The organism is Phenylobacterium sp. (assembly GCF_037189685.1).
Taxonomy (GTDB): Bacteria; Pseudomonadota; Alphaproteobacteria; order Caulobacterales; family Caulobacteraceae; genus Phenylobacterium.
Window position 1 is genome coordinate 73,959 of sequence record NZ_JBBCIT010000010.1, and the last position, 16,131, is coordinate 90,089.

Below are 16,131 nucleotides of genomic sequence, written 5' to 3' on the forward strand. Positions count from 1 at the left end.
GGCGGCGGCTTGACCTCGCTCAAGTCACGGCGCCGGCGCCGGCGCCACAATGAAGGTCTGGAAGCCGGAGACCGCCATGACCGACGCCTCAACGCCTTCGCCTTCGACGACCCCCACCTCGGCGATGCCTTGGCCGTTCGCGGCCGTCTGGCTGGGCGACCACCTGATGCGTGACTATGCGCGGTTCTGGAGCCGCATGGCCACGGCGGGCGACCCTGTCGAGGCGGCGCAGGCCGAGGCCACGCTGGGCGCCGACGTCCTCCGCGACTGGGCGGCCGTCGTGGGCCAGATGTGGCTGCTGCCGATGAGGATCTGGGCGACGTCGACGCGGGCGGACGGGCCCAAGACGCCCGAGGCCTGAGCGCCCCGCGTCCAACGCCCTGCGCGACGAACGCGGGTCGACGAATCCGCCCCGCCCTCCTCACGTTTCTTTTATTGTGCGAACCCGCCGGTTCGCCCGACAGGTCCCTGGGAATGGGCCTTCGGAAACACCTGCCGAATTCTGGACAGGACGACCCGGACTATGACACGTCCCATCATGGTTTCACCGCGAGGGGTCGTTCCGCGCCTTGATGTCCGTTGGCCTGCTCCTGATCGTCGTGCTGACGTTGCCGTTCATCGGCAGCGTGATCGCCGCCGGCCTGCCTCGTAACGCCCGGACGACCGCGGCCATCCTCTCGTGGGGCGTCGCCCTGGCCAACGTCATCTGCCTGGCCGCGCTCTGGCCGGCGTTCCAGGACGGCGAGGTCATCCGGCAGGAGATCGACTGGCTGCCAGCGCTGGGCGTGTCGCTGGTCCTGCGTCTGGACGGGCTGTCGTGGCTGTTCAGCGCCCTGATCCTGGGGATCGGCGCGCTCGTCGTCCTCTACGCCCGCTACTACATGTCGCCCAAGGACCCGGTGCCGCGGTTCTTCTCGTTCCTGCTGGCGTTCATGGGGGCGATGCAGGGGCTGGTCCTGTCCGGCAACCTGATCCAGCTCGTCGTCTTCTGGGAGCTGACCAGCCTCTTCTCGTTCCTGCTGATCGGCTACTGGCACCAGAACGCCTCGGCGCGGGAAGGCGCGCGGATGGCGCTCACCGTCACCGCGACCGGAGGGCTGGCCATGCTGGTCGGCGCGGTCCTGCTCGGCCGCATGGCGGGAAGCTACGACCTGGACGCGGTGCTGGCGGCCCGCGAGACGATCCTGGCGGACCCGCTGCATCCCCTGGCGCTGGGGCTCCTCCTCCTCGGGGCGCTGACCAAGAGCGCCCAGTTCCCGTTCCACTTCTGGCTGCCGCGCGCCATGGCCGCGCCCACGCCGGTCAGCGCCTATCTGCACTCGGCCACGATGGTGAAGGCGGGCGTCTTCCTGCTGATGCGCATCTGGCCGATCTTCGCCGACACCCAGATGTGGGAGATCGTGGTCGGCGGCGCGGGGCTGCTCACCCTGCTCTTCGGCGCCTGGTGCGCCATCTACCAGCACGATCTGAAGGGCCTGCTGGCCTACTCTACGATCAGCCACCTGGGCCTGATCGTCCTCCTGCTGGGCCTGGGCAGCGAGCTGGGGGCCGTGGCGGCCATCTTCCACACGGTGAACCACGCCACCTTCAAGGCCTCGCTGTTCATGGCGGCGGGGATCATCGACCACGAGACCGGCACGCGCGACATGCGCAAGCTGAGCGGCCTGCTGCGCTACATGCCCTTCACCGGCGCGCTGGCGATCATCGCCGCCGCCGCGATGGCGGGCGTACCCCTGCTCAACGGCTTCCTCTCGAAGGAGATGTTCCTGGCCGAGGCCCTGGCGGGCGCCGAGCGGCACGCCCTGTTCGCCGTGCTGCCGGTCCTGGCCACGGTGGCCAGCGCCTTCAGCGTGCTCTACTCGCTGCGCTTCATCCACCAGACCTTCTTCGGGCCGGCGCCGACCGAACTGGAGAAGACGCCGCACGAACCGCCCACGTGGATGCGGCGCCCGGTGGAGGTGCTGGTCGCGCTCTGCCTCCTGGTGGGCGTGCTGCCGGCCATCACCGTCGGGCCGTTCCTGCGCAGCGCGGTCGTCTCGGTCGTCGGCCTCGACCCGCCGTACTACAGCCTGGCGATCTGGCACGGATTCAACCTGCCGCTGCTGCTCAGCGTGACCGCGCTGGCCACGGGCGTGGGGCTCTACCTCGCCTTCGGGAAGACGATCAACGCCAACCCGGGCGGCGCCCTCGGGCTGCGCCGCTTCAACGGCGGCTATCTGTTCGAGCGTGCGATGACCCAGCTCAATGCGGGTGCGATGGTGGTCGAGAAGGTGGCCGGCACACAGCGGCTCCAACCCCAGATCCGCGTCATCGTCCTGACGGCGCTGGCGGCCGGCTTCGTGGCCGTCGCCGCCGCGGGCTTCGGGCTGCGCCCGCCGGCGCTGACGCCGCGCATAGGGGATTTCGCCTTCGCCGGCCTCTGGATCATCGGCGGCGTCTGCGCCTTCGCCGCCGCGTGGCAGGCCAAGTACCACCGGCTGGCCGCGGTGGTGCTGATGGGGGGGGCGGGGCTGGCGAGCTGCATCTCCTTCATCTGGCTGTCGGCGCCCGACCTGGCGACCACCCAGCTCGTGGTCGAGGTGGTGACCACCGTCCTGCTCCTGCTCGGCCTGCGCTGGCTGCCGAAGCGGAACGAAGCCATCCGCGCCGCGCCGAACGAGGAGCGGCGCTCGAAGCGGCGCCGGCGCGTCGACCTGGTGATCGCCGCGGCCGTCGGGACGGGCCTGGCGGCCATATCCTACGCGGTCATGACCCGCCCCCCGGTCGAGGGGCTGTCGCGCTACTTCGTCGAGCACGCCTACAAGGACGCCGGCGGGCGCAACGTCGTGAACGTGATCCTGGTGGACTTCCGGGCGTTCGACACCTTCGGCGAGATCACGGTCCTGGGCGTGGTCGGGCTGACGGTGTTCGCCGTGCTGCGCCGCTTCCGGCCGGCCAGCGACAGCCTGCCGCGGCCGCCGCAGATGCGCCTCCAGGACGCGGCCGACCGTCGGCGCGAGGGCCGTAGCGCGGGCGACACCCTCAAGGAGACCATGCTGATCCCACAGGTGGTGATGCGCTGGATGTTCCCGTTCGTCATCCTGCTGGCGGCCCACCTGTTCCTGCGCGGGCACGACCTGCCCGGCGGCGGCTTCGCGGCCGGCGTCGTCGTGGCGATCGCCTTCGTGCTCCAGTACATGGCCTCGGGCGCCCAGTGGGTGGAGGATCGGCTCACCATCCGGCCCATCGCATGGATCGGCATCGGCCTGCTGATCGCCGCGGCCAGCGGCGCCGGGGCCTGGCTGTTCGGCGCCCCCTTCCTGACCTCCGCCTTCCAGTACGCCGACCTGCCGCTGCTGGGGCGCGTGCCGCTGGCCAGCGCGGTGATCTTCGACCTGGGCGTGGTGGTCCTGGTCGTCGGCGCGACGGTCCTCGTCCTGGTCGCGCTCGCGCACCAGTCGCTCCGCAAGGCCCGCAAGGACGACGAGGCGGAACCGGAGGGCGCGGCGTGAAGGAGATCGTGCTGGCCCTGGCGATCGGCGTCCTGTCGGCCTCCGGAACCTGGCTTCTGCTGCGGCCCCGCACCTTCCAGGTGATCATGGGGCTGTCGCTGCTGTCCTATGCGGTGAACATCTTCATCTTCTCGATGGGCCGGCTGAAGACCGCGGCGCCGCCGGTCACCGGAACCGGCCCCGAGGACGTCGCCGCCTATGCGGACCCGACGCCGCAGGCCCTGGTGCTCACCGCCATCGTCATCAGCTTCGCGCTCACGGCCCTGTTCCTGGTGGTCCTGCTGGCGTCCCGCGGCGTGACCGGAAGCGACCATGTGGATGGCCGGGAGCCGCAGGAATGACGGATTGGCACGACCACATCGTCATCGGCCCCATCGTCCTGCCCATGGCGATGGCGGCCGCCATGCTGCTGTTCGACGAGCGCCGGCGCGTCCTCAAGGGCGTGATGAGCCTGGTGGCGATGACCGCCATCCTGGCGATGGCGCTGATCCTGCTCGACGAGAGCGCCAGCGGCGAGACGGCGCGCGTCTACCGCCTGGGCGACTGGGCCGCGCCCTACGGCATCGTGCTGGTGGCCGACCGGCTCTCGACCCTGATGGTGGCGCTGACCAGCGTGCTGGGCGGCTGCGCCCTGGTGTTCGCCCTCGCCCGCTGGGACCGGGCCGGGCCGCGTTTCCACGCGATCTTCCTCCTGCTGGTGATGGGGGTGAACGGCGCGTTCCTCACCGGCGACCTGTTCAACCTGTTCGTCTTCTTCGAGATCATGCTGGCGGCCTCTTACGGCCTGGTGCTGCATGGGTCGGGCGAGGCGCGGATCAAGGCGGGCCTGGGCTACATCGCCGTCAACCTCACGGCCTCGCTGCTCTTCCTGATCGGCGTCAGCCTGATCTACGGGGTGACCGGCACGTTGAACATGGCCGACCTGGTCGCCCGCATCCCCGCCATCCCCGACGCCGACCGCGGCCTCTTCCACGCCGGCGCGGCCATCCTGGGCGTGGCGTTCCTGGTCAAGTGCGCCATGTGGCCGCTCGGTCTCTGGCTGCCCCCGACCTATGCGGCCGCCAGCGCGCCCGCCGCGGCGGTGTTCGCGATCCTGTCGAAGGTGGGGGTCTACGTGGTCATGCGCCTGGGCCTGCTGCTGTTCGGCGTGGGCGCCGGGGCCTCGACCGGGTTCGGCGGGGCGTGGCTGCTGGTGGGCGGCCTGGCCACCATCGCCTTCGGCACGGCGGGCCTGCTGGCCGCGCGCGACCTTTCCCGGGCGGCCGCCTACGCCGTCATGGTGTCGTCCGGGACCGTGCTGGCGATCCTGGGCTCGGGCCATCCCGACGCCCTGGCCGGCGCCATCTTCTACATGGTCGGGTCGACCCTGGCCTGCGGGGCGTTGTTCCTCGTGGGCGAGATCCTCCAGCGCGGCCAGGAGGCCGGCGCCGACACGGGCCGCGCGGTCTTCGACGACGAATACCATGACCCGTTCGACGACGAGGAGCGCAATGAGCCGGGCCTGGTCATCCCCGCCGCCGTCGCCGCCGTGGCCGGCGCCTTCCTCGTCTGCACCCTGATGGTGGCGGGCCTGCCGCCGCTCGCCGGCTTCGTCGGCAAGCTGGCCATGATGGACGCCCTGATGCAGGCCGGCGACGCCGCCGCGTGGTGGATCATCGCCCTGCTTTCCCTCTCCAGCCTGGGCGCGCTGATCGGACTGGTCCGGCTGGGCATCCGCGCCATCTGGGCCACCGAGGGCGACCGGCCGCCCTTCGTGGTCGGCGCGGCCGAGTTCGCCGGCCTCGGCGTCCTGCTCGCAGCGTGCGTCCTGCTCGCGATCTTCGGCAACGCCGGGGTGCTGTACGCCCAGCATACGGCCGATTGGCTGACGCGGCCGGAGGCCTACGCCAACGCCGTGCTGGCCGGGGGCGGCCGATGAGACGCCTGCTGCCCCACCCCCTGCTCTCGCTGGGAGTCTTCGTCGCCTCGATCCTGATGAGCGCCTCGACCGGCCCGCCCGCCCTGGCGCTGGCCGCCGTCGCCGCCGTCGTGGCGCCCCAGCTCATGCGGCCCTTCCGGATCGAGCCGGTCCGGATGCGCTCGCCCCGCGCGCTCGTCCAGCTCACGGCCATCGTCCTGACGGACATCGTCCGCTCCAACTGGGCGGTCGGACAGATCCTCCTGGCCGGACGGCAGCAGGAGCGCGTCTCGGGATTCATCCACGTCCCCCTGGATCTGAAGGACCGTCACGCCCTGGCGGTGCTGGCCATCATCGTCACCAGCACGCCCGGGACCCTGTGGGTGGAGTACGAGCGGGCCAACGGCCGCCTCCTGCTCCATGTGCTCGACCTCGTGGACGAGGAGACCTGGGTCCGGCTGATCAAGGACCGTTACGAGCGGCTGCTGAAGGAGATCTTCGAATGACGATGCTCTTCATCTGGGGCCTCGCCCTGGCGCAACTGATGCTCGTGGCGGCCATGGGCGTGGCGGTGTGGCGGATCGTCGTCGGCCCGCGGGCGCAGGACCGCATCCTCGGGATGGACACCCTCTACCTGAACGGCATGCTGCTGATCGTGGTCTTCGGCGTCCGCACCGGCAGCCCGCTCTATTTCGAGGCGGCTCTGATCATCGGCATGCTGGGCTTCGCGGCCACGGTGGCCCTGGCCAAGTTCCTCATGCGCGGCGAGGTGATCGAATGATTCCGGCCGACCTTCCCGCCTGGGCGGTGGTGCTGGTGGTCGTCCTGGCGGTCGCCGGCTCGGCGATCTCGCTGCTCGGGGCGACGGGCCTGGTGCGGCTGACGTCGTTCTACGACCGGGTTCACGCCCCCACCCTGGGCGCCACCCTGGGCACGGTCCTGGTCCTTTCGGCCTCGGCCCTGTTCTTCGGGCTGGTCGAACAGCGGTTCCTGCCGCGCGAACTGCTGATCGGCGCGTTCCTGACCGTGACCACGCCCGTCACCCTGATCCTGCTGGCGCGCGCCGCCCTGTTCCGCGACCGGGCCGAGGACGAGCGCAAGAACGCCGAACCCTGACCCCGATCCCGGCCGCGCCTCCCAGCGCGGGTGTGACGCCCTCAGCGAGGGGCCGGCAGGGCATAGGCGATGACCTGATCGCCCACGGGCGTCTCCATGAAGTGGTGGCCCCCTGTCATGATCACGACGTACTGCCGACCGCCCCATTCGTAGGTCATCGGCGTGGCCTGTCCGCCGGCCGGCAGGACGTCGCGCCACAGGGTGCGGCCGGTCCGCAGGTCGATCGCCCGGATCAGGTTGTCGGTCGCGGCCGCGACGAACACCACGCCGCCGGCGGTCACCACCGCCCCGCCGTTGTTGGGCGTGCCGATCTCGACGGGCAGCATGGAGGGGATGCCGAACGGGCCGTTGCGGCGCGCCTCGCCGAGCGGCCGGTCCCAGAGCGTGCGGCCGGTCCGCAGGTCGATGGCGCGCACGCCGCCATACGGCGGGCGCTTGCAGAGCAGGCCGGTGACCGGCAGCCGCCAGCCGGCGTTCACGTCCACGCCGTAGGGGGTTCCCACCTGCGGGTCGCCCGCGCCCTCGGCCCCGCCCAGGTCGCCGCCACGGGCCTGGCTGCGCGGCGTCCAGCCCTTCCGGTCCACTGTCGCGCGGGGAACCAGGCGGTTGTAGTTGGGCATGTCGTTGTAGTTGGCGACGATCACGCCGCGCCGGGGATCGACGGCCACGCCACCCCAGTCCGAGCCGCCGTTGTAGCCGGGATACTGGATCCAGCGGCGGTCCGCGGTCGGCGGCGTATACATGCCCTCGTACGCCGCGCGGCGGAACTGGATGCGGCAGATCATCTGGTCGATCGGCGACATCCCCCACATGTCGCGTTCGCTCAGCCGGGGCCGGGCCAGCGTATGGTAGGCCGAGAAGGGCTGGGTCGCCGCCCGCTGCGCCGGCTCGACGCCGCCCTGCGGGACCCTGCGCTCATCCACCCGCGTGAGCGGGCGGCCTGTGCGGCGGTCGAGGATGTAGATGTCCCCCTGCTTGCTGGGCAGGACCAGCGCGGGGATCGCGCCGGCGGCGGTCGGGAAGTCTACCAGCGTCGCCTGGCTGCCCAGGTCGTAGTCCCAGACGTCCTTGCGCACGGCCTGGAAGCGCCACGCCGGGGCGCCGGTCTCCACGTCCAGCGCCACCAGCGACGTGGAGAAGGCGTTCTCCTGGGGCGAGCGGTCGCCGCTCCAGTAGTCGACGGCCGAATTGCCCATCGGCAGGTAGACCAGGCCCAGGGCCTCGTCGCCGGTGGCGGTGGTCCACATGTTGGGCGTGCCACGGGTGTAGGTCACGTCCGGCGCCGCCGGCGCGGTCTGGTCCGGACGCCCCAGGTCCCACGCCCAGCGCTGGGCGCCGGTCACGGCGTCGAACCCCTGGATCACGCCCGACGGCGCGTCGTTCTGCTGACCGTCCAGCACCTGGTGACCGGTGACGATCACGCCGCGGACGATCACCGGCGGCGAGGTGATGGAGACCATCCCCGGTTCGACGGTGCCCATCCCCTGCTTGATGTCGACCTGTCCCTCGCGCCCGAAGTCGGCGCAGGGCGCGCCCGTGCGGGCGTCCACAGCGATCAACCGGCCGTCCAGCGTGCCCTCGACGATCCGGGCCGCGCAGGCCTGGGCCGGATCGGCCGCGGGAACGCGGAAGTAGGTCACCCCGCGACAGGCGGCGGTGTAGGGAATCCAGTCGTCCGAGACCTTGGGGTCGTAGCGCCAGCGCTCGGCGCCGGTGGCCGGGTCGAGCGCGATCAGGATGTTCTTGGCCGAGCAGAGGTAGAGGGTGTCGTCCACCTTCAGCGGCGTGGTCTCGGCGCCGTACTTGTTCCGCGCACGCTCACTGGGCAGGTCGCGCGTGTGCGCCAGCCAGACCCGCTCCAGCCGGCGCACGTTCTGCGGCGTGATCTGGGTGAGGGGAGAATAGCGGCGGCCGGCGTACGAACCGCCGTAGGCCGGCCAGTCGCGGCCCGCCTGAGCCGGCGACGGATCGCCCATGACGCGCCCGGCGGCCGGCAGCGGCCCCGGCGCCGAGCGCCCTGACGCCCAGATCCCGATTCCGCCAACCACGACGGCCACGGCCAGGGCCGCGACCCAGCCCAGCGCGACGCGGCGCGCCAGCCCCGAACGGGAGAGCGCCGGAACCAGCGCCATGGCGATGAGGAACAGGACCGCCGGCCCGACCACGCGCGGGACCAGGGCCCAGCCGTCGAACCCCGCCTCCCAGACCGCCCAGATCAGGGTCGCGACGAACACGGCGGCGTAGACCCAGGCGCCCAGCACCCGACCGAAGGCCAGGAGGCCGGCCGACAGGATCAGACCCGCGCCGGCCAGGATGTAGTAGGGCGTTCCACCGATCAGGACGAGCCAGGCGCCCCCCGCCAGGAGCACCACGCCGATCAGGGCCAGTAGCGCGGCGAACGCCGCCGCCAGCCACTCGCCGATCGTGCGCGGGCCCCACCCGTGAAGGGGATTCATCGCACGCCTCCCTCGATGCCTGTGGCTGCACCTTAGAACAGGCGTGGAGCACTCGGGTTCCGGCCATTACGACGGGCGCGCTCGTGCGGTGGGCCGCCGTCCGGACGTCAGTCCTTGAGGCTGATCTTCTTCTCGATCACCGCATCCGCCTTCTCGGCCTTCTTCCGTTGTTCGAAGACCCGCCGCATGTGGCGGAGGTCGGCGTCGCCAAGCCGCCTCTCGGCCGCGACGAACTGTTCCTGCTCCTCCTCGCCGATGTGGTGCAGATACTCCGCCTTCAGCCCCGCGAAGCGCCGCAGCCATCCGGGCGAAGCCATGTCGCGGGCGGCGAGGTCCGCCAGCATGTCGTCGATCTCCTTGTGCTCGGCCACGGCGTGGCGCGCGAAGTCGGTCGTCGCGGGATCGCGCAGCACCGTGGACCAAAGAGCCTGTTCCTCGGCGGCGGCGTGGGCCTTGAGCTCGCGGACCAGCTCGAGGAACAGCCGCTGGCGCGTGTCGGAGTTTCCGTGGGTCTCCTCGATCATGGCGAGCAGCGCGCGATGCCGGTCGTGGTCCTCGACGAGGCGGCCGAAGACGTCGGGGTCGCCCCGGAACTTCGTCTTCGGCGTGCTGCCGAGGCGCACGGGCACGTCCGGCGCCAGGGCCTTCGCCTTCGCGACCGCCGCACTCTTGGCCAGCCGCGCCCGATCAGGCGCGCCGGATGGGGCTTCATCGGACTTCTGCGGGCGGGTCATCGTCTGAGCGGTCATTTGCGTCCTCGCTTCCAGGCCAGGTCGGATCCGGCGAGGCCGGTCCGAACGGGAGGGCTACGCGGCGGGCGGCGGAAGGTTCCACGCCCCACGGCGCCTCGGGCCTGCGCCGGCGCGCGGGGACCAGAACCTGTGCGTCCGTCGTTCGCCCGCGGCTCACGGTTCCCGGCAGAACTTTACGAGACAGGGCCCGCAGATGTGGTCAACCTGCGGTGGCGGCGTCCTGCCGCACGGGAGAGACATTGATGCGCGGGGGTCCGATAGTCGCTGAAGACGCCATGCCGGGCGCGGGGTCCTCCGGCCTCGCCGCCCTGCTCGCCGAGGCCGCCCGACTTCTGGAGCAGGACCTGGACGCGGCCCGCGCCGCTCTACAGCGCGCGCTGGCCCTTCTGGAGCCCCAGGCCCCAGCTCTCCGGACGCTCCCGGGCGCGCTGACACCCTGGCAGGCGCGGCGGGTGCGCGACCATATCGAGCGCGGGCTGGCCCGCCGCCTACTCCTGTCGGAACTCGCGGAGGTCACCGGGCTGAGCGCCGGCTACTTCTCGCGCGCCTTCAAGGCCAGCTTCGGGGAGGCGCCGCACGCGTTCGTCGTCCGCAGCCGCATCCGACGCGCCCAGCGCCTCATGCTGGCCACCGCCGAGCCGCTGGCCCGCATCTCGCTGGATTGCGGGTTCGCCGATCAGGCCCATCTCTCGCGGGCCTTCCGCCGCGAAATCGGCGTATCACCCCACGCTTGGCGGCGGATCCACACCACGGGTTCCACCGCAACCGCAGCCGGTCCCTGAGCAGCTGCTTCGCGAGTCGCGGCCCGGTGACGCGAGCGCTCGGCTGAAGAGACCGCCAGCCAGATCCGGGGAGCCGGCGCGACAAGGACATGCAAGCGCCCTTCGGAACGTTCAAGACCGGGCCGGATGGCCGCATAGCCTCCCACGGAGCCGAAGATCCCGCCCCGGAGGACCCGACGATGATGATGCCCGCGCCCCAAGCCTCGCGCCGCGGCCTGTTCGCGGCGGGCGTGGCCGCCGCCGCGGCCGGAACCGTTGCAACCTCGGCGGCCGCTCAATCCCGCAGCGGGGCGAAGCCGCGCCAGGTGAACGACCGGGTGAAGACCCGGGATGGCGCCGATATCTTCTACAAGGACTGGGGGGCCGGCCAGCCGATCGTGTTCAGCCACGGCTGGCCGCTGACCTCCGACGACTGGGACGCCCAGATGATGTTCTTCGCGAACAACGGCTACCGGGTGATCGCCCACGACCGCCGAGGGCATGGCCGCTCGACCCAGACCTGGGAGGGCAACGAGATGGACACCTACGCCGACGACCTGCGCGCGCTGGTGCTGGCCCTGGAGCTCAAGGATGCGATCCACGTCGGCCATTCGACGGGCGGCGGCGAAGTCGCCCGCTATCTCGGCCGCCACGGGACCGACCGCGCCGCCCGGGCGGTGCTGATCGGCGCGGTGCCGCCGGTGATGGTGCGGAAGGACAGCAACCCCGAGGGCCTGCCCATCGAGGTGTTCGACGGCTTCCGCGCCGCACTGATGGCGGATCGAGCCCAGATGTTCAGGGACGTGCCGGCCGGCCCCTTCTACGGCTTCAACCGCCCGGGCGCGAAGGTGAGCCAGGGCCTCATCGACAAGTGGTGGCTGCAAGGCATGATGGGCGGGGTCAAGGCCCACTACGACTGCATCAAGGCCTTCTCCGAAACCGACTTCACCGAGGACCTCAGGAAGATCGACATCCCGGTGCTCGTCATGCACGGCGACGACGACCAGATCGTCCCCATCAAGGCCTCCGCTCTCAAGGCCGCCAAGCTCCTCCCCAAGGCCACGCTCAAGGTCTATCCTGGCTTTGACCACGGCATGGCCTCCACCCACGCCGAGACGATCAACCGTGACATCCTGGCATGGTTGAAGGCCTGAACACCTCATCCGCGCGCGACGGGCGGATGGGTCAGGCGCCGAGGTGGGCCGCGATCGCCTCGTAGGCCGGCAGGGACACCCGATCGAGCGGGCCATTCCCGTTGGCGGCGGTCGGGTGGGAGGCGAAGCGGGCGATCACCATCTCCGCGCCCGGCGCCACGTAGCAGACCTGGCCGTGGATGCCCCGGGCCGAATAGGCGCCGAACCGGTTGTGGCTCACCCACCACTGGTTCCGGTAGCTCCAGCCCGGCAGGGTGACGTAGCCGGCCTTGGCGAAGTCCTCCTTGCGGGCGCCGCCGGCGATGTCGTCCACGACCGCGCGGGGAACCACCTGCCGCCCGGCCACGGCGCCGCCCAGCCGCATCATCTCACCGAAGCGTGCGAGATCGCGCGTGGTGACGTTCAGCCCGGCGCCGCACAGCGCGAAGCCCGTGGAGTCGACCATGACGTAGCCGTCCTCCTCCGCCCCCAGTTTCTGCCAGATGCGTTCCGACACCAGTTCGGCGAACGGCTTGTCCGCCGCGCGCTGGACGATCCAGCCCAGCACTTCGGTGTTGCAGGTCTTGTAGGCGAAGGCCTCGCCGTGCTCGCCCTGCTTCTTCAGGGTCCTCAGGAAATCGAAGATGGTGGTGGGGCCCGCATAGCCCTTGGGCGGCGGCGACCAGCCCGCGGCGACGCCGTAGAAACGCACCTCGGCGTCGGGATCGACGTAGTCCTCGCGGTAACGGACGCCCGTCGTCATATCCATGACGTGGCGCACGGTCGCATCGCCGAAGGCGCTTCCGGCGAGCTCGGGGACATATTCGGTCACCGGCGCGCCGGGGTCGATCGCCCCCTCGTGCGCGAGGACAGCGGCGAGCAGGCCGGCGAACGACTTGGTCACCGACATGGCCAGGTGCGGGATGTGCGGCTGGAGCGCGCCGCGGTAGGTCTCGTAGACCACCGCCCCGCGGTGCAGGATCACGAGCCCGTCGGTGAACATCTCCTCGACACTCTCGCCCCAGGTCGTCGGGCGGCCGTCCAGGGTGACGAACGGCACGGCGTCCAGATCGGCGCGAAGGCTCAGCGGAAGGGCCGTGGCGGCCGCCGGCCCGCGCCGGATCGCGGCGGACGGTCCCAGCTCGCGCTGGTGGCTGAAGCTCCAGCGCGTGTTGGGGAAACGCCAGCTGGTGGTGTCGACGGCCCGCACGGTCTTCCCGGCCGGCGGCGGGAAGCCCCGCATCACGGCGAGCGCCGCAGGATCGGTCGATGCCGCGGTGGGGGCGGGTTGGGCGGAGTCGGGCATGGCGGACGCCTCTGAGGACGGGGAGCCCCCATCCCATCCCCTTCGCGCCGGAACCGCAAGGCGGTCGCCACGTCAGGCCGCGCTGCGCCGTCGCCCGCCCGGAAGCCGCCGCCACGCCACGGCCGCGCCGGGATGACCCGCCCCTCGATCCCGCGGCCTCTGGAGGCGATCACAGGATGGGCTTACGAGTGTTCGCCGAGGCATGGCGACGCGACGTTCGCATCGGGAGTGAGATCGAGTGAGCCAGACGGACAGCGCGCCGGCGACCGGGCTCAGCGGACGCAGCAACGTCCGCGGCCGCCGGACGCGCGAACGCATCCTCCAGGAAGCAGCGCGACTGTTCCGCCAGCGGGGCTTTCACGGGGTCGGCATCGAGGACATCGGCCTCACGGTGGGCATGAGCAGCACGGCGCTCTACCGCCACTTCCGCAGCAAGCTCGACCTCTATGTGGCGCTCCTGGAAACCCTGGTGGGATACTCCGAGCAGTTGTTGCGCGACGTCCACGTGGCCGGCGGAAGCCCGGAGGAGGCGCTCCGCCGATGGACCACCGGCGTGGTCGACCGGCATCTCGAGCACGCGGACCTCACGGCCCTCGCCCACCTCGAGCGGGTCACCCTGCCCGAGGACGTCCGGCGCACCCTGGATCGTCGCTGGCGGGTGGTCTACGCCGAGATCGTCACCGTCATCTGCGACGCCCGGCCCGACCTGGACGAACAGGAGGCGCAGGTGCTCAGCCACGCGGTCAGCGGCATGCTGAACTCGGTGGTCTGGTACAAGACGCCCCTCAGCCGGGCCGCACTCAGGAGCATGTTGCTGAGCGCGGCGTTGCGGCTGGTCTTCGAGGCCGAGCCCGCGCCGAAGGACCTCGACTGAGGACCCGGACGCCCAGGCCTGCGAGCCGGACCCCGCGTCAGGCCCCAAGCAGCGTCAGGACCAGGCGTCAGGACCAGGCGTTCGCCACGAGCGACCGGGCGTGGGCGCCCACGCCCCCACATTCCTGGCGTAGGGTCTGGAGCCGCATCGACCACAGGTGAAGGTCGTACTCGGTCGTGAAGCCGATCGCGCCCGAGAGCTGGTGCGTCTCGTCGAAGACCCGCTGCGCACATTCGACGGCCGTGATCGCCGCGCCTGCGGCCAGCGCCGCCGGAGCGCCGCGGGCCGCGGCTTCCCGCGCCGCCCAGGCCGTGGATTCCACCGAGACGTGGCATTCCACGAGCCGATGCTGGACCGCCTGGAACGACGCGATCGGACGATCGAACTGCACGCGCTGGGTCAGGTAGGCGATCGTCTGGTCCAGCGCCGCCCGCGCCGCGCCCGCCACCTCGGCCGCCAGGGCCACCTGCCACCACCGGCGCGCCACCTCGCCCGATCCGGCGCCCAGGCGTACGCCCGACACATCGGAGACCCGCGCCATGGGGTAGCCGAAGATGGAAGCGACCGGCTCGGTCCGGAACTCACCCGATTCCGCGACGATCGCGGCGTCGCCGTCGATCCGGATGAGCACGTCGGCCTGGGCGGCGTATCGCACCGGCCCGGCGTGCGCGGCGTCGCAGATCGCGATGACGGCCGGCAGGCGGTCGGCGATCAGGTTGGGCGCGATCAGCGTGCGCGCGCCCAGCGGAAGCAGCGCGGCGGCCTTTGCGGCCCATTCCGTGATCAGGGCCGCGGCCAGGGGACCGGCGTCCTCCTCGGCGAAGAGATCGAGGAATCCCGCCTCTTCCAGAGCCGTCGCCAGCGCCAGGTCGGCGCCGCCCGAGCGGCCGAGTTCGCGGGCGCGGCCGGGCCCCGCCAGCCGGCCGAAGAGGCGATCGCAGGACTCCTTGATCGCCGTCTGGGTGTCGTCGAACGCCATGTCCATGATGTCAGGCCCCTGTTCCGCCGATGATGTCGCGGGCGATGAGGTTGAGCTGCATTTCCAGCGTGCCGGTCGCCACCCCGGCGGTGACCGCGTGCTGGAACTGGCCGGCGGCCACGCTGCCGGGCGCCACGCTGTCGGCGCCCTGAACGCGCAGCGCCGCCTCGTACACCAGCTTCTCGCAGCGGATCGCGGCGACGCGGTAGACATAGGCGCTGAGGTCGGGCTGCCGGCCCTTCGCGCGTTCGTCCACCACCTGGTAGACCAGCACCCGCGCCGCGTCGCAGGCCGCCTTGGCTCTGGCCAGCGCCTCGCCGATGACCGGGTCGCCGATCACCCCGGCGGCCCGGGCCGCCTTGACGGCCTTCAGCAGGAAGGTCTCGGCCCGGTGGTAGCGCGCCACGCCGACCCTTTCGTTGGCGAGGAGCTTGCGGATGATCGGCCACCCGCCGTTCTCCGGCCCCAACCGCCAGGCCTCGGGCGCGCGAACCTCGTCGAAGACGCAGGAATTGAAGGTCCCTTCGCGGAACACCGAGGGAATCTCGCGGATCGTCAGCCCCGGCGCGTCCGTCGGCACCAGGAAGATGCTGATGCCGCGATGCCGGTGGCCTTCGGGATCCGTCCGCGCAAGCAGGAAGCAGAAGTCGGCGACGCCGGCGTACGACGTCCAGATCTTTTCACCGCGGATGACGTAGGCGTCGCCCTCCCGGGTCGCGGTGGTGCGCAGGGCGGCCAGGTCGGACCCGGCGTCGGGCTCCGAAAAGCCCTGGCACCAGGTGACGTCGCCCCGGCTGATCCGGCCGAGATGATAGTCCTTCTGCTCGTCGGTGCCCGCCAGGATGATCGCCGGCCCGACCCAGTTGACGCACATGTACTGGCCCGTGCGGGGTTCGCCGTGACCGACCATTTCCTCGCTGAGGATGAGCTGCTGCCAGGCCGACTGCTCCAGCCCGCCGTACTGCCTGGGCCAGGCCGGCGTCAGCCAGCCGCGCGTGGACAGCTTCTTGGCGAAGGCGCGGGAGAAGTCGTCGCGCTCGCGCGCGCCCATGTCGAAGGCGTCGAAGTCTTCCGGCAGGGTCGCCTCGAGAAACCCCCGCAGGTCGCTCCGGAACTGCGCATCCTCGTCAGACCACTTGAAGTCCATACGTAGCCCTCCGCTGGAACCTTCGCCCCCGGAAAAGTCGCGCGTGGCCGTCACGGCCACGCGCAGTTCCAGGGAGGAAACTGAAATTCAGAACGTCTTGGAGACCCCGCGCCCTCCGGAGCCAACCATTCTTTGATCAGAAAGATTTCTACTACTCACAAAGTTGCACGCCTCCTCCGGAGTCGACAAGGGAAGTTCGAAATTGTCCTTACCTTTTCG

At 71.1% G+C, this 16,131-nt stretch carries 15 protein-coding genes; 10 read left to right on the forward strand and 5 right to left on the reverse strand.

Annotation, left to right across the window (positions count from 1 at the left end; genetic code table 11):
* The first annotated feature begins 76 nt into the window (after nucleotides 1-76).
* From WG212_RS06570 to mnhG, 7 genes are all read left to right on the forward strand, one after another.
* Nucleotides 77-361: a hypothetical protein gene (locus tag WG212_RS06570; protein WP_337186279.1), complete on the forward strand. Its 285-nt coding sequence runs from the start codon at nucleotides 77-79 to the stop codon at nucleotides 359-361.
* A gap of 211 nt (nucleotides 362-572) precedes the next feature.
* Nucleotides 573-3,491 (forward strand): monovalent cation/H+ antiporter subunit A, encoded by a 2,919-nt coding sequence (locus tag WG212_RS06575; RefSeq protein ID WP_337186280.1) that lies wholly within the window; start codon nucleotides 573-575, stop codon nucleotides 3,489-3,491.
* Nucleotides 3,488-3,832, forward strand: a complete 345-nt coding sequence (locus WG212_RS06580) for a Na+/H+ antiporter subunit C (RefSeq protein WP_337186281.1) — start codon at nucleotides 3,488-3,490, stop codon at nucleotides 3,830-3,832. The genes WG212_RS06575 and WG212_RS06580 overlap by 4 nt, the downstream gene beginning before the upstream one ends.
* Nucleotides 3,829-5,409: a monovalent cation/H+ antiporter subunit D gene (locus tag WG212_RS06585; protein ID WP_337186282.1), complete on the forward strand. Its 1,581-nt coding sequence runs from the start codon at nucleotides 3,829-3,831 to the stop codon at nucleotides 5,407-5,409. Before WG212_RS06580 ends, WG212_RS06585 begins: the two co-directional genes overlap by 4 nt.
* Nucleotides 5,406-5,894, forward strand: a complete 489-nt coding sequence (locus WG212_RS06590) for a Na+/H+ antiporter subunit E (protein WP_337186283.1) — start codon at nucleotides 5,406-5,408, stop codon at nucleotides 5,892-5,894. The genes WG212_RS06585 and WG212_RS06590 overlap by 4 nt, the downstream gene beginning before the upstream one ends.
* Complete coding sequence (locus WG212_RS06595) at nucleotides 5,891-6,169, forward strand: K+/H+ antiporter subunit F (protein WP_337186284.1); 279 nt, start codon at nucleotides 5,891-5,893, stop codon at nucleotides 6,167-6,169. The genes WG212_RS06590 and WG212_RS06595 overlap by 4 nt, the downstream gene beginning before the upstream one ends.
* Complete coding sequence (gene mnhG / locus WG212_RS06600) at nucleotides 6,166-6,504, forward strand: monovalent cation/H(+) antiporter subunit G (protein ID WP_337186285.1); 339 nt, start codon at nucleotides 6,166-6,168, stop codon at nucleotides 6,502-6,504. Before WG212_RS06595 ends, mnhG begins: the two co-directional genes overlap by 4 nt.
* Before the next feature lie 41 nt (nucleotides 6,505-6,545).
* Here mnhG and WG212_RS06605 read toward each other — a convergent pair whose 3' ends face one another.
* Complete coding sequence (locus WG212_RS06605) at nucleotides 6,546-8,960, reverse strand: membrane-bound PQQ-dependent dehydrogenase, glucose/quinate/shikimate family (protein WP_337186286.1); 2,415 nt, start codon at nucleotides 8,958-8,960, stop codon at nucleotides 6,546-6,548.
* A 107-nt stretch (nucleotides 8,961-9,067) separates the two neighbouring features.
* Nucleotides 9,068-9,709, reverse strand: a complete 642-nt coding sequence (locus WG212_RS06610; RefSeq protein WP_337186287.1) for a hemerythrin domain-containing protein — start codon at nucleotides 9,707-9,709, stop codon at nucleotides 9,068-9,070.
* 245 nt (nucleotides 9,710-9,954) lie between these two features.
* Between WG212_RS06610 and WG212_RS06615 the strand changes: the two genes are divergently transcribed.
* Both WG212_RS06615 and WG212_RS06620 read left to right on the forward strand, forming a co-directional pair.
* The gene (locus tag WG212_RS06615) at nucleotides 9,955-10,494 is read left to right on the forward strand and encodes an AraC family transcriptional regulator (protein ID WP_337186288.1); all 540 of its coding nucleotides are present in this window, start codon (nucleotides 9,955-9,957) and stop codon (nucleotides 10,492-10,494) included.
* Between the two features lie 182 nt (nucleotides 10,495-10,676).
* A complete protein-coding gene (locus WG212_RS06620) occupies nucleotides 10,677-11,627 on the forward strand; it encodes an alpha/beta hydrolase (protein WP_337186448.1) in 951 nt (316 codons plus the stop codon).
* Nucleotides 11,628-11,658: 31 nt separating this feature from the next.
* On the opposite strand, the gene WG212_RS06625 is transcribed toward WG212_RS06620, so the two are convergent.
* Nucleotides 11,659-12,912 (reverse strand): serine hydrolase, encoded by a 1,254-nt coding sequence (locus tag WG212_RS06625; RefSeq protein WP_337186289.1) that lies wholly within the window; start codon nucleotides 12,910-12,912, stop codon nucleotides 11,659-11,661.
* Nucleotides 12,913-13,150: 238 nt separating this feature from the next.
* On the opposite strand from WG212_RS06625, the gene WG212_RS06630 reads away from it, so the two are divergent.
* Nucleotides 13,151-13,786: a TetR/AcrR family transcriptional regulator gene (locus tag WG212_RS06630; RefSeq protein ID WP_337186290.1), complete on the forward strand. Its 636-nt coding sequence runs from the start codon at nucleotides 13,151-13,153 to the stop codon at nucleotides 13,784-13,786.
* Between the two features lie 67 nt (nucleotides 13,787-13,853).
* Here WG212_RS06630 and WG212_RS06635 read toward each other — a convergent pair whose 3' ends face one another.
* On the reverse strand, nucleotides 13,854-14,771 hold the full coding sequence (locus WG212_RS06635) for an acyl-CoA dehydrogenase family protein (protein ID WP_337186291.1): 918 nt from the start codon (nucleotides 14,769-14,771) through the stop codon (nucleotides 13,854-13,856).
* Nucleotides 14,772-14,775: 4 nt separating this feature from the next.
* Complete coding sequence (locus WG212_RS06640; protein ID WP_337186292.1) at nucleotides 14,776-15,912, reverse strand: acyl-CoA dehydrogenase family protein; 1,137 nt, start codon at nucleotides 15,910-15,912, stop codon at nucleotides 14,776-14,778.
* Nucleotides 15,913-16,131 lie beyond the last annotated feature (219 nt).